Below are 13,145 nucleotides of genomic sequence, written 5' to 3'. Positions count from 1 at the left end.
AAGAGCCTGCAGATGCTTCGCCGAACTCGTTGCATCCGCTGGCTTTTGGTTCATTCTATCGGTTGAGTTTTTGTAGTAATAGTTGTCTTATTTTTCTGGCCGTTAGTTCGTCGATATCGGCTAATATCCCTTGCGCAGGCTCAGCAACGTGGCTTGCTAAATCCACATCATCAGCAAACACATAATGATTAAAGAGTTGCTGCCATTTTTGTTTATGCTCGTTTGGTAAGTCTTTAATTGCCAGCATACTGTGCAGCATGGCATCAAATGGGTTTGCTAAATACTCTGGGGCTTGTCGCCACCAATAGTTCACCAACACATTAAACGGACTGGTTGCGCTAACCTGATGCCACCAAAGCGCTGGAATATAAATAGCGTCGCCAGGGCCAAGAGTTGCCGATTGCGTCTTTGCTATAGCCTCTTTAAAACGTGGAAAACGGTTGAAATCGGGGTTATTAAAATCAACCAAGCTAACCGCTTGCCCAGCGGGTGTAAATTCGAGTGGACCAACGTAAAGGTTATTGACCTGATCAGTTGGCAACAGAGTAAACGTACGCTTACCCGCAGCAACACAAGCTAGGTTATCGGCGTTGTCATAGTGAGCCGCAATCTGACTATGATTTCCCACCCAGAGGCTGGTTAGGCAGTTATAATCGGTTACTGTTAATGGGTTTTCAACACTAAAGCCCGGAGCGCAATACTCCACAGCAGTAGAGCCCATATACAGTGAATCACTGTCGGTTTGTGTGAGTGAACGTGCTAATTTTTGCAGTACAGAAACTAAGTTATCGGCGTGCTGTGAGAAATTAAGCCCTGAGAAATCAGCGTTATAAAAATAGCGCCCCTGATGAATTGCTTGGCTACTAAAGCTACGTACAGGGGCGTTATTAGCAAGCCCTAAAAGGTAGTCTAAGGCGTTTTTAGAACCTTGTTTAGCGGCAATGACTTGGGGCCAATCAACGCAGAGACCTCTGATGACCAGTGGTTCAGTTTGCTCAGCTAAAAACACTTTTAGATCAGCAATGCTTGCAGCCTGGCATTCTTTTATTGGCGCAGCCGCAAACATTACTACTGAGCCCATTTTTTATTAAGCAAATGAGGAATGTGCTCCATTGATGCCAGCACCATATAAACGGCTTGTAGGTCACCTTGATGTTGTAACTGCTTAAGCTGTTCAGCGGTTAAGCCATTGAGTACCTGTTGGTTAATAGTATAAAAGCCGCTCACTGTGACTTTTTCGCCATTTTTATCTGCATATTCAATACTGAAAGCTTCGAGTAAATTAACGCTAAGCAAACGCTCAAAAAACTGATTAATCGTTTGGTGTTCTTGATGTAACGCGTTAAGTACTTGAGCTATATGATTTAAGTATTCGCTATTTCCACCATGTTCAAGGAAAATGGCTTCGCCATCACGTGTGCTTATGCGTGGGCTGTCTAAGTCGATATGTACCACCAGTGATTGCTCAGGAATACCATTGTCATACTGAGTTTGTTGACCAATTAAAAATGGCTGGCGCTGCATACTTAGCGGTAAGTAACTCAGTTGCAATTCGCCTTGCTCGTTTAGCAGCAAGTTCTCACCATTTTCAAAACCAAATAAAGCGAGGGCTTCGAATTGACCTGTTTGCGGGTGCTTACGAAATACGATAGGTTGATTTGCTTGAACTTTAGCAAACTCACTAGGAAACACGGTAGTGCAGCTAATATTGTCGCCCCAGTTAGCACCGCGTGTGGTGATCACTTTTAGGTCTTTATGGCTGATGTTATCAAGTAAGACATGATTGGCCATTGGGCCTCCTAATACTGAGATTAAATAGGTTGTATACCAAATTGCTGAATATGATTTAACAGCTCGCGGTTAGTGGGTAGTTGTTGTAATCCGCGTTTGGCTTGTTGTTGGTTAGCACTAAAATGCTCAATAATTGCCGCAGGCATTGCAAGTACAGGAAATTGTGGCAATTGCTTCATGCCATAAAGTACATACTGGTAACTGGCTGCAGAGAAGACCTCTTGAGCGCGGTCAAAGTCGTTTAACCACGGACTTTGATATTGCCAAAGTGCTAAGTTTTCTTGAAGTTGCAGAGGAATTGAGTTTGCCTCTTTATGAGCTTGCCAATAAAGGCTTGTGCGCTTTGACAACACATAATGCAGCTTTAAAAACTCAATGATACGTTGCCAGCGATAATGGCACTGCTCATCAAAACGTTTTGCCAGTGTCGGCATTGCAGCACGATGTGTTGGGAAATTAGCAAGTAAGTTATTAAGGCCAAGCTCCACCATGACTAACGCTGAGGCTTCAAGTGGCTCAATAAAGCCTGCAGACATACCAATAGCTAAACAGTTTTTATACCAAAAACGGCGTCTATAGCCGGGCGTAAAACTGATTTCACGAAATATCAGTTCATTTTGTGCTGTGCCAGGCTGGGTTTTTGCAATGTACTGGCTAAGCGCTTGTTTCGCATCTTCGCTATTGGCAAAACGACTTGAGTACACCATACCTAGACCACGGCGGCTTTGTAAGCCGATATCCCAAATCCAACCAGCATCTTGCGCCGTGGCTTTGGTATAAGAAAGGATCTCTTGCTGCGGGTTTAAATAGGGCACCTGTACGGCAACGGCTCGATCGTTAAATAACACATCGTGTTGCTCAATTAGCTCTATCCCGTAATGTTGATGTAACAGCTTTGCGTGGGTGCCAGAGCAATCAATAAATAAATCACCCGCAATAGTACCATGATCGCGAGTTTGCAATGAACTAATATAGCCATCTTCATCACTATTGATGCATTCAACATGACTGACGATATGCTCAACGTTTAGTTTGGTAGTGCAGTGTTGTTGTAGCAGCATGGCAAACTTACCAGCATCTAAATGATAGCCATAGTTTGCTTCACCTTGATAGGCACTATGTAAGTGGTTTTTCGGTGCTTTATGGTGATCGCATAAGTAGGTTTGGCTTGCCACCGCGTGGCTGAAACTCACGGCATCTTTGTTGGCAAACCAGTAAGGTGCAATATTTAATTGCTGATACGTCACCGGTAAGCTGAACGGGTGGTAATAATGTGCGTCGCCTTCATCGTCGCACCAGCCATCAAAACGTGAGCCTTGTTTAAAAGACGCATCACAACGTTGAATAAATTCACTTTCGCTAATGCCGATGGTTTTTAAGGTTTGTCGCATGGTCGGCCAAGTACCTTCACCGACACCAATGGTGGCAATATCGGGCGACTCAATCAGGGTAATTTGTGCGTTGTGAGTTAAATGAGGCTGGGCAGCAATTAAACCTGCAGATAACCAACCTGCTGTACCACCACCTAAAATGACGACTTTTTTTACTTCATTCTTTTGCATGTTTAAGGCCATCTCAAATGCTATGTAGACAAACTAGCATAATTATGAAAAAAAAAGCCGCTGTTGAGCGGCTTTTTTGACAACAAAATGCTAGAACGAGTAGCGGAAGCCGATGTTGTAGCGCGCACCGTATTGGTTTGCACGTAACAGCTGCTCAGAGTAACGAACGTAAGTACGTTGCGTTTCATCTGTCAGGTTAAGGCCTTCAACAAACACAGTTAGGTTCTCGTTAACTGAATAGTTCACGTTGATATCCCACTGGCCATAAGACTCAGTAAAGATAGGTGAAGCATGTTGGTCAAAGCCTGTTAAGAACTCATCACGCCAGTTATAAGAAATACGAGCCGATAAACCATTTAAATCATAAATCGCAGAGAAGTTAGCTGAATCACTTAAACCCGGTAGGGCAAATTGATAGCCGATAGCATCTCGGTCTGCTTCAACATCACCAAATACGAAAGTCGCGTTAGCGGCAATACCAAAGCCAGAATCACCAAACATATGTTGCGCTGCTAGTTCCCAGCCCCATAGATTTGCTGTTTCAACGTTGTTATCACGCGATACGAAGAAGTTTGCTAGAGGATCTGTATCGTTACCAACGATAGGTGTGCCTTCTTCTGTGCCTTGGTTTTCGTTGATCTTATCGTGAATTGCTTGGTCAGATGGTTGCTCACCCGCTGCCGCTAAATCGTCACGCGCTTGTTCAGCACGATCACCGATGAATGGGTCTGTAATACCGTCAATCGTCTCTTCGGTTGTGATATTTACAAGGAAGTTATCAACTTGCTTACGATAGTAACCCGCAGACATATAGCTGCCTTCACCGTAGTAGTATTCAAGTGATAGGTCGATATTATCTGAAGTATAAGGTTTTAAGTTCGGGTTACCCACAGCCACTTTACGTTGACCCACTTTCGGGTTACCTAAGAATGACGTTGTTGAGCGAAGCGCGCCTACAGGAGGACGAGCAAGGCTGCGGCTGTAAGAGAAACGTGCAATAACGTCTTCAACTACTTCGATATTCATATCGATGCTAGGTAGAAACTCTTTGCTACTACCTTCACCGTTTGAGAATGAGCGTTCATCAGCGTAAATGTAAGACCATTCGTTACCGTTAACCCATTCCATTGCAACAGCAGGGCGCTCTAAGCTGTTTGCTGTAACATCTGTTGATTCGTAACGTAAACCCGCAGTGATGTTCACTGGCATACCGTTAAATTCTGTTTCGAAGTTAGCTTGTGCGTATACCGCCGTTGTTTCTTCGCTTACACGGTGGTCGTCATCGATTGGACCCGCTTGCACCATGCCATTTACATCAGCAGGCCAGCTACATGCGCCAATACCGCCATCAGGGTGATCACAGTCAATGCTTTCGGCAATCGCGACAATCTCATCAAAATCAGCATCGTAGTAGTAATTTAATAACTTATCGCTACCACCACCAGAGAAGCCATCAAGTAAACCTGAGCTGTCGACACGAGTGAACATGCTGTCATCGTACCAATCCGCAGAGTTCAACCACCAACCAGCAGCAAGCTGACCTGAGTAGGCTGTTGTCGTACGGAAATCGATTTTAGTGTGTGATACACCAAAGTTAATGCTCGATAGAGCACCGCTGTCTTCGTTATACCACGTACCTTTTAACTGGTATTGGTCAAGATCGTTAGTGTTGGTATCTTTGTTTACACCGGCGAAAAGGGTTCCCATATCGCTCGGTAAAATTTCTGCTTGGCCATTGGTTAAGGTCATATCAATAAGCGGAATTTCGCCTTGGCTAAAGTCAGCCATTTTTTCGTCGATATTAACCGTTGGGTTTTCACACCATGAACATGATGTGTTACCAATGATCATAAACGCATCGTGGCCAATACCTACACCGGCACTTTCAGCCGATGAGTTATGCGCATCAAACTCAATGTTTAAATTGTCTGTTACTTGCCAATCAATGTTTAAACCAAGCGATTTATTTTCGTTGGTTGTTGCACCACGGTTTAAGTTTGTAGAGTAGTCACCACCAATTTCAGTTACCTGCGTGTAAGTACCTTTTTCATTGATAGTTGCTGCGCTGACATTACCACCATTATTGAACCATACACCAAAGCTACGGCCATCTTTTTCAAACTCGAGTTTTGAGTAAGTGTAATCAACGGTTGCAGTAATGCGGTCATTCGGTGCGTATTGCAGCACAAGTTGACCATTGGTACGTTTGCGTGAATTGTCTGAAAACGCGTAACCTGCATTTTGCGGATACCAGGTTGCGCCATCTGCGCGCTGGTTGTTATCTGTCAGTGCTAAATCAGGAGACGATGAAATATCAACATCTGGGATCCAGTTATCAACTGCCATTGATTGTTCGCGGTTATCACGTTCTTGAACTGAGCCTGAAATTAAAATCCCGAATTTGTCATCGTTGAATGTGTTGCTGTAGATACCTGAAAGCTCAGGCGTTACATCATCACCTGTTTCGTTTGATGTGTCGTGAACTGCTTTTGCACCAATCGAAGCGTGCAAACCAGGATTAGAAAGTGGTTTAGCTGTAGTGATATTAACTGTTGCACCAATACCCCCGCTAGGGATATCAGAACGTGCTGTTTTATATACTTCAACACCGCTCACACTTTCTGTTGCGATGTCACCAAAATCAAATGAACGACCGCCAGTTGTTGGCATTTGGCGATTGTTAAGGGTTACTAAGTTAAATTCAGGACCAAAACCACGAACCGTAATTTTGCTACCTTCACCATTACTACGGTCAATAGACACACCGGTAATACGTTGCAAAGATTCAGCTAGGTTGGTATCAGGGAATTTACCAATGTCTTCAGAGGTAATTGCATCAACAACCCCCGCAGATTGACGCTTGATATCCATTGATTTTACTAGGCTTCCGCGAATACCTGATACTTGTATTACTTCAATATCACTTGCTTTGTCGGGCTGTTCTTCGGCGACAGCTGAGTGAGGAACTAGCGCGCTTAAACCCATTGCCATAGACAGGCTAATAGCAAGCTGCTTTTTCTTGAAAAGTGTGTGGTTCATGCAAATCTCCAGATTTGGTTTTATTTTATGTTGTTGTCTATTTTTGTAAGCGCTTACATTTCTTTCCAAAAAAAATCGCCGAACCCGATTTTTAAAATGTAACCGCTTACATTAAGTTATTAGAAAGTAAAACAATCGTCAACATAAATAACGCTTATAGTGAAAGGTAATATCTATGTTTATGTTATTATGAGAATTATTCTACCAATGAATTTACTTATTTTAGGTACGAAATTGGCATGTTAATGCTAAAAATAAAAAATTGAGTCTTTTACATTTGTTAAAATGAGAGGTATTTGCGTGCAATCAGTGAAATGGAATAAAGAAGTATTCACCCCAAGCAAAATTATTTGCGTAGGTCGTAATTATGCTGCGCATATTGCAGAGCTTAACAATGAAACACCAACAAATATGGTGCTGTTTGCAAAACCAAATAGCGCCATCACTGATTCTCTTAATAGCGAACACTTAGGTGAGGCTCTACATTACGAAACTGAGCTTTGCTTTTTAGTTAAAGATAAACAGCTGGCAGCGGTTGCGCTTGGGCTTGATTTAACCAAACGAGGCTTACAAAGCACACTTAAAGAAAAAGGCCTGCCTTGGGAGCGCGCAAAAGCATTTAATGGTTCAGCGCTTTTTACTGAATTTGTTGCGGTTAATGCCAGTTGTCATTATCAATTTAGTCTAAAGATTGATGGAATAGACACTCAACTAGGCGATACAAGGTTAATGCTGCATAACGCAGAGCAAATCTTAGCTGAAATTAGTGATTTTATGGACCTAGAAGATGGCGACATCATTATGACTGGCACGCCTGAAGGGGTAGGGAAGGTTGTCGCAAATTCGAGCTTTGCTGTAACACTTATGGATGATCAACAGGAGCTGTTATCTCATCAGTGGCAGGCTCTTTAAGCGGGTCTAAAATAGAGCGCTGATAATAAGTTGAAAACTCAGGAAAGCTTTGTTCGAGCCAAATTCGTTGGCTTTGCTGGTATTTTTCACTCGGCAGTACTTTGTTTTTCAGCGCCTCATTGATTTCTGCAAGTACTTTTTCGGCATAATTATTAGGCGCATTTGTTGAGCAACCAATGGCACCAAAAACCACATTTTGAGTTGGATTAGCAATGCTGAGCTTTTGAATATTCTGTTGGTTTTGTTGATTGTAATAATCAGCAACAAATGGGTAATCAATTGTGTAATCAATGTAGCCATGCTCTAACTGCGATAGTAGCGCTTGGTTTGCATGGCTGCCGGTGCCACTTAATGCAGCACTCTCATAAAGCTTAGTATTTTTAGCTATTGCGTCCAGTTTACTGCCAAATTTTCGCGCATCATTTTGGCCATAAATAAAATTGGCATCAGTCAATAATGAAATTAATGACACTGGATTACCGTGTTTTTGCTTAATCTTTAGCGCTCTTTCTTCAGTACTTAACACGCTAAAGGATGGATAAACTGCAGTTGGAATAGAGTAAGTGGCACGGTTAGTTTTTTTATCTCGATGGATCATGCACGCGTAACACGCTAAGTGTCCATCATCGAGATATTTGCTTAATCGCTTAGGTGGCAATAGTGACTTTTGATGCTTAAAATTTGGCATTGCTTCAATCAGTAAGTCGGTTATGTTGTTGCACAAGCCACCTAAAGGATATTGCTTAGATTTATCAACAAAGAAAGGTTTGTTATCTGTTTCGAGCCAAGTTATAGAAAGCCGCTCTGAAGCATAGGTTATAGGAACAAGCACTATCACCATTATCATGCATAATATATGTTTTACGTATTTACTCATTAACAACCAAAAAAGTTAAATGCTGTGAATTACCATACACTAAAGTATTGGTGAAGTTGTAGAAGAAAGGTAAAAATGATGAATAAGTATTAATAAGCCTATCATTTAATAGACTTATTAATATTGCAGGGAGATGCTCAAAAAGGCATTGGATAACGGTTAAATACGTCAGCGATTTTATCGTTAGCTTCATCGCTTAATTGCACAGAAAAAGCATCGATATTTTCTTTTAACTGCGCCATAGATGTAGCGCCTATGATTGTTGAGCTTACGCCATCCACTTGATTACACCAAGCCAATGCAAGTTGTGAAGGGGTTAAATTAAAGGCGTTAGCAATTTCAACATATTCAGCAATCGCAGCGCGAGATTGTACTGTGTCTCTAAATAAACCATTACGTTGCACTAGCGTCCAACGACTACCTTCAGGGCGAGCACCATTTAAGTACTTACCGCTTAACATGCCGCCACCTAGCGGTGACCAAGGTAGGTAAGCAATATCTTCATGAATACATTGTTCAATCAAATACGGCCAATCTTTGGCGTGCAGGAGACTAAATTCGTTTTGAATAGAAACCATACGCGGAAGGTTATGCTGCTCACTTAAACGCAAGTACTGGCTAATGCCCCAAGGTGTATCGTCTGATAAACCACAATGCTTAATTTTGCCAGCCTTGATACAGTCATTTAGACCTTCAAGAATATCTAACATACCCGCGATATTTTGTTCAGTGTCAGCTTCTGAGAAACATACTTTACCTGGCCACTGTTTACCAAAGTGCGGTGATGTACGGTTAGGCCAATGTAATTGGTATAAATCGATAACCTCAGTTTGTAAGCGTTTAAGAGATGCATCAACGGCTTCAACCACTGCTTGGCGAGTAATATCGCCTGCATCGCGGACCCACGGTAAGCCGTTACCTGCTATTTTAGTGGCAATGACAAGATCATCGCGTTTGTCTTTATTTCGCGCTAACCAATTACCGATGATCTCTTCTGTTTTACCGTAGGTGTCAGGAGAAGGTGGAACGGCATACATTTCGGCGGTATCAATAAAGTTAACGCCTTTATCTAACGCATAGGCGATTTGTTCATCGGCATCGGCTTGGTTGTTTTGCATACCCCATGTCATGCTACCTAAGCAGACACGAGATACATCAATACCACTTCGACCAAGTGGGCTATAAAGCATAATAGATCCTTGTTAATCGCTAGAATGGGCTTTAAGTGCAGTTAATAACTCATCATTTAACTGAGCTTTTTTACCCGTTTTAAAATTAAACATAACCACTTGTGATGAGCCAATGGTTGTTACTGCGTCTTGGCTTTCACTAAATACAGTGTAATGCATCATAAAGCGATCGTGTTCAATGTCACTAATCTTAACACCAACATGCACCGTATCAGGAAATGTTACTGGGCGTTTATAGCGAGCATTGTTCTCGCTGATCACCGGACCCACACCTGTTACTTGTAAATCTTTAAGAAAGCCTAGTTGAGTGAAAAAATCGATACGAGCTGTTTCGAAGTAGCGAAAGTACACCACATTATTAACGTGTTGTAGGGCATCCATTTCACCCCATGCGACATTTATTTTGGTTCTGATAGGGTGTTGTTCTATAAACGATTGCATAGTAAATCTTCATTGATTGTGAGAAAACTTAGGTTAGCAATATGATGCTTTTAGCTCAAGGAAATTAGAAATCTCAGTAAATCGTGCTAGATTTATAAGTTCACGCTTACGTAAAGTGTGAGTAAAATGAACACACATTAAAGGACCTTAATTATGCAGCAACTAACCTTGAGGGTGATAAAGTGGATTGCACTTTTCATCTTACTTGCTCTAGCTTTGCTCTGTTATAGCATGGGCACAATGTCAGGATTTATCGCTTTAATTGTCGTGGGCTTGTTATTCGAAGCCGCGTTTTGGTTATTTGGCGCACGGCTTTTCAGTCGCAAAAAACCAAACCAACAAACAAGCCAAACCTCTTAGCTTGCACTCTCAGGAAGTTTAAATATAATAACTGTATATATAAACAGTTGTTGTGTTCCTGATGAAAAAATTCATTCACATCGATATGGACTGCTTTTATGCAGCTGTAGAGATGCGTGATAATCCCGCGCTTGCCAATGTGCCTCTGGCTATAGGTGGTAATAGTCGTCGCGGGGTGCTTTCAACAGCCAACTATATTGCCCGTAAATATGGTGTGCGCTCGGCGATGTCCAACTATCACGCCAAACAATTGTGCCCCGATCTGGTTATCGTGCCCGGACGAATGCAGGTTTATAAAGAAATCTCCACGCAAATTCGCGCCATTTTTGCAAAGTACACAGACCTTATTGAGCCGTTATCGTTAGATGAAGCCTACCTTGATGTAACCGACAGTACCGCATGCAAAGGCAGTGCAACACTCATGGCACAGCAAATCCGCCAAGAAATCTATGACACCACTGGGCTGACAGCCTCAGCGGGCGTTGCGCCAATTAAGTTTATTGCCAAAATAGCTAGCGATGAAAATAAGCCTAATGGTCAATTTGTGGTATTACCCGATCAAGTTGATGACTTTTTGGCGAGTTTACCGCTTGGCAAAATTCCCGGCGTTGGCAAGGTGACCTTAGAAAAGCTGCAACTTAAAGGGCTTTACACAGGGGCTGATGTGCGTGCGAAAGGGGTTAATTGGATGCAGCAGCACATTGGTAATTTTGGCGTCTCTTTATATCAAAAGTGTGCAGGCGAGTACGTTGGCAAAGTGTCAACTGAGCGAGTACGAAAGTCACTCAGTGTTGAGCACACCTATGAATACAACAAAAATAATTTAGACGAGTGTTTAAGCCAGTTACCCCGCTTGATGGATGAATTAACCCGCCGTCTTGATAAACAACAATTAAACAACCGCATCAATAAATTATCGGTAAAAGTAAAATTTGCCAATTTTGTCGTGACCAGTGCCGATCAAAGCCACCATCAATTAGACGAACGCATTTTTGCTGAGTTAATGAGCAAAGCCTATGAGCGAGGTAATAACCAGCCAGTACGCCTGTTAGGGATAGGTGTCGGAATAAAGAGTCAGGCTCACGAGCATTTTCAGCTGAGTATATTAGACTAAAGGTTAACACCTTGGTGCTTGAAAGTTTGTTAGTGTCTAGTTGGGGTGCTAGGCCTGCCTAGTTCAACACCTTAGACAACATTATAACTTAATAAGAGAGATGACTATGCAATCGGTCGTAATCGTGCTGCTCGGAATAGTCGGTATGTTGTTCGGATGGTTCTTTTATTCGAAATTCATCGCCGAAAAAATATTTAAAATGGATGATAATTTTGTCACGCCAGCTCATGAACTTGAGGATGGGGTGGATTATGTGCCAACTAACAAAGTTGTGTTGTGGGGCCACCATTTCACTTCTGTTGCAGGTGCTGCGCCAATTGTTGGCCCTGCTATTGCCGTTTATTGGGGCTGGGTGCCTGCGGTACTTTGGGTGGTATTTGGTACTATCTTTTTTGCTGGTGTTCACGACATGGGGGCTCTTTGGGCCAGCGCGCGTAACAAAGGCAAATCAATGGGCGCTTTATCTGAAAGCGTAATTGGTAAGCGTACCCGTGCGCTATTTATGATTGTGGTGTTCTTAGTGCTGCTGATGGTGAATGCGGTATTTGGTGTGGTTATTGCCAAGTCATTTGTATCGCAACCTAACGCGGTATTCCCCGCTTGGTCAGCGATTGTAGTGGCCTTAGTTATTGGCCAGTTACTACGCCGTAAAGTGTCGTTAATTCCGCTTTGTTTAGTTGGTGTGGGAATTCTGTATTACACCATTTACCTTGGTAGTGGTATGCCAATTTCATTACCTGATGAAATGTTTGGTCTAAGTGCGAATGCGAACTGGATCATTATCTTATTTATCTATGCAGCCATTGCTTCGTTATTGCCAGTATGGATGCTGTTACAGCCTCGTGACTTTATCAACGGTATGCAGTTATTAGTTGGCTTAGTGCTTCTTTACGGTGCGGTGTTTGTGTCAATGCCAGATATCACAGCGCCTGCGTTTAATACGCAAACGGCGGTTGATACACCAAGTATTATTCCATTGCTATTTGTGACCATAGCTTGTGGTGCGGTATCGGGTTTCCACGGTATTGTGTCTTCAGGTACCAGTTCTAAGCAGCTGAACAAGGAAACTGATGGCCGCTTTGTGGGTTACTTAGGTGCGGTAGGCGAAGGTATGCTTGCACTTATAACACTCGTTGCAGTTAGTGGTGTTGCACTTGCTGTATCACCTGAAGAATGGCATGAAATTTATAGTCACTTAGGTGCAGGTAGTGTCAGCGCCTTTATTAATGGTGGCGCTAACTTAATTGAAAGTGGTTGGGGTATCTCGCAAGAGGTGGCATCAACCTTACTTGCCGTGATGGTGGTCTTGTTTGCGGGGACTACCATGGACTCTGGCGTGCGCCTGCAGCGTTATATCATTCAAGAGTGGGGTGATATTTATAATATCAGCATCATTCGTAATGGTATTGTAGCTACACTCATTGCAGTACTTAGCTGTTTACTGCTTGCTTTTGGTGCTGGTGGCGCTGACGGTAGCGGCGGTATGATCATTTGGCCGTTATTCGGTTCGACTAACCAAATCTTAGCAAGCTTAACCTTACTGGTGATTTCGGTAATGTTAATTAAAGCGAATCGCCCAGCTAAATACACGCTTATACCAATGAGTTTTGTACTCGTCATGGCGTTCTTTGCTGGGGTTATTAAACTGGGCGAGTACTATCAACAAGGTAACTGGTTACTGGTGACACTTGATTTGTTAGTACTGGTTGTGAGCGTACTGGTTATGCTTGAAGCTTGGTCTGTAATTGTTAAGCATCGTAAAGACTCAGCAGACATTACAGAGCAGTAAACTTAGCTTGCCAGCCTTATAGTAAGCTATCTTACTTGGCTGGCAATAGCGCCCTAAATCAATGATAATA

Annotated in this window: 11 protein-coding genes; 4 read left to right on the top strand and 7 right to left on the bottom strand. The window is 42.6% G+C overall.

Annotated elements, in window-relative coordinates:
• Window positions 1–55: 55 nt before the first annotated feature.
• The 4 genes from IMPJCBKJ_RS00535 to IMPJCBKJ_RS00520 all read right to left on the bottom strand — a co-directional run bounded on the left by IMPJCBKJ_RS00535 (window position 56) and on the right by IMPJCBKJ_RS00520 (window position 6,392).
• On the bottom strand, window positions 56–1,066 hold the full coding sequence (locus tag IMPJCBKJ_RS00535) for a cupin-like domain-containing protein (protein ID WP_166338147.1): 1,011 nt from the start codon (window positions 1,064–1,066) through the stop codon (window positions 56–58).
• Between the two features lie 2 nt (window positions 1,067–1,068).
• A complete protein-coding gene (locus IMPJCBKJ_RS00530; RefSeq protein WP_166338145.1) occupies window positions 1,069–1,791 on the bottom strand; it encodes a SapC family protein in 723 nt (240 codons plus the stop codon).
• A 20-nt stretch (window positions 1,792–1,811) separates the two neighbouring features.
• Window positions 1,812–3,353, bottom strand: coding sequence for a tryptophan halogenase family protein (locus tag IMPJCBKJ_RS00525; RefSeq protein ID WP_166338144.1), 1,542 nt, complete (start codon window positions 3,351–3,353; stop codon window positions 1,812–1,814).
• A 90-nt stretch (window positions 3,354–3,443) separates the two neighbouring features.
• A complete protein-coding gene (locus IMPJCBKJ_RS00520; RefSeq protein WP_235377146.1) occupies window positions 3,444–6,392 on the bottom strand; it encodes a TonB-dependent receptor in 2,949 nt (982 codons plus the stop codon).
• 300 nt (window positions 6,393–6,692) lie between these two features.
• Here IMPJCBKJ_RS00520 and IMPJCBKJ_RS00515 point away from each other — a divergent pair, with 300 nt between their 5' ends.
• The gene (locus IMPJCBKJ_RS00515) at window positions 6,693–7,304 is read left to right on the top strand and encodes a fumarylacetoacetate hydrolase family protein (protein ID WP_054552598.1); all 612 of its coding nucleotides are present in this window, start codon (window positions 6,693–6,695) and stop codon (window positions 7,302–7,304) included.
• Here IMPJCBKJ_RS00515 and IMPJCBKJ_RS00510 read toward each other — a convergent pair.
• From IMPJCBKJ_RS00510 to IMPJCBKJ_RS00500, 3 genes are all read right to left on the bottom strand, one after another.
• The gene (locus tag IMPJCBKJ_RS00510) at window positions 7,255–8,136 is read right to left on the bottom strand and encodes an ABC transporter substrate-binding protein (protein ID WP_166338142.1); all 882 of its coding nucleotides are present in this window, start codon (window positions 8,134–8,136) and stop codon (window positions 7,255–7,257) included. The two genes, IMPJCBKJ_RS00515 and IMPJCBKJ_RS00510, sit on opposite strands and share 50 nt — an antisense overlap.
• A 182-nt stretch (window positions 8,137–8,318) precedes the next feature.
• Window positions 8,319–9,371: an aldo/keto reductase gene (locus IMPJCBKJ_RS00505; protein WP_054552596.1), complete on the bottom strand. Its 1,053-nt coding sequence runs from the start codon at window positions 9,369–9,371 to the stop codon at window positions 8,319–8,321.
• 12 nt (window positions 9,372–9,383) lie between these two features.
• Window positions 9,384–9,812, bottom strand: coding sequence for a thioesterase family protein (locus IMPJCBKJ_RS00500; protein WP_054552595.1), 429 nt, complete (start codon window positions 9,810–9,812; stop codon window positions 9,384–9,386).
• Window positions 9,813–9,965: 153 nt separating this feature from the next.
• Here IMPJCBKJ_RS00500 and IMPJCBKJ_RS00495 point away from each other — a divergent pair, with 153 nt between their 5' ends.
• The 3 genes from IMPJCBKJ_RS00495 to IMPJCBKJ_RS00485 all read left to right on the top strand — a co-directional run bounded on the left by IMPJCBKJ_RS00495 (window position 9,966) and on the right by IMPJCBKJ_RS00485 (window position 13,075).
• A complete protein-coding gene (locus tag IMPJCBKJ_RS00495) occupies window positions 9,966–10,172 on the top strand; it encodes a hypothetical protein (RefSeq protein WP_138616066.1) in 207 nt (68 codons plus the stop codon).
• A gap of 61 nt (window positions 10,173–10,233) precedes the next feature.
• Window positions 10,234–11,286 (top strand): DNA polymerase IV, encoded by a 1,053-nt coding sequence (dinB, locus tag IMPJCBKJ_RS00490; protein ID WP_054552593.1) that lies wholly within the window; start codon window positions 10,234–10,236, stop codon window positions 11,284–11,286.
• 106 nt (window positions 11,287–11,392) lie between these two features.
• Window positions 11,393–13,075 carry a carbon starvation protein A gene (locus tag IMPJCBKJ_RS00485; protein WP_138600384.1) on the top strand — a complete coding sequence of 561 codons (1,683 nt, stop codon included), beginning with the start codon at window positions 11,393–11,395 and terminating at the stop codon, window positions 13,073–13,075.
• Window positions 13,076–13,145 lie beyond the last annotated feature (70 nt).

This window comes from Pseudoalteromonas sp. MB47 (genome assembly GCF_011319765.1).
Taxonomy (GTDB): Bacteria; Pseudomonadota; Gammaproteobacteria; order Enterobacterales; family Alteromonadaceae; genus Pseudoalteromonas; species Pseudoalteromonas simplex.
The sequence above is the reverse complement of the archived record's forward strand: the minus strand, read 5'-3'. Positions and strand labels throughout refer to the sequence as shown.

Coding starts and splice junctions, on each gene's coding strand:
- IMPJCBKJ_RS00535 (WP_166338147.1), bottom strand. CDS start 1,066: ATGTTTGCGGCTGCGCCAATAAAAGAATGCCAGGCTGCAAGCATTGCT.
- IMPJCBKJ_RS00530 (WP_166338145.1), bottom strand. CDS start 1,791: ATGGCCAATCATGTCTTACTTGATAACATCAGCCATAAAGACCTAAAA.
- IMPJCBKJ_RS00525 (WP_166338144.1), bottom strand. CDS start 3,353: ATGCAAAAGAATGAAGTAAAAAAAGTCGTCATTTTAGGTGGTGGTACA.
- IMPJCBKJ_RS00520 (WP_235377146.1), bottom strand. CDS start 6,392: ATGAACCACACACTTTTCAAGAAAAAGCAGCTTGCTATTAGCCTGTCT.
- IMPJCBKJ_RS00505 (WP_054552596.1), bottom strand. CDS start 9,371: ATGCTTTATAGCCCACTTGGTCGAAGTGGTATTGATGTATCTCGTGTC.
- IMPJCBKJ_RS00500 (WP_054552595.1), bottom strand. CDS start 9,812: ATGCAATCGTTTATAGAACAACACCCTATCAGAACCAAAATAAATGTC.
- IMPJCBKJ_RS00495 (WP_138616066.1), top strand. CDS start 9,966: ATGCAGCAACTAACCTTGAGGGTGATAAAGTGGATTGCACTTTTCATC.
- dinB (WP_054552593.1), top strand. CDS start 10,234: ATGAAAAAATTCATTCACATCGATATGGACTGCTTTTATGCAGCTGTA.
- IMPJCBKJ_RS00485 (WP_138600384.1), top strand. CDS start 11,393: ATGCAATCGGTCGTAATCGTGCTGCTCGGAATAGTCGGTATGTTGTTC.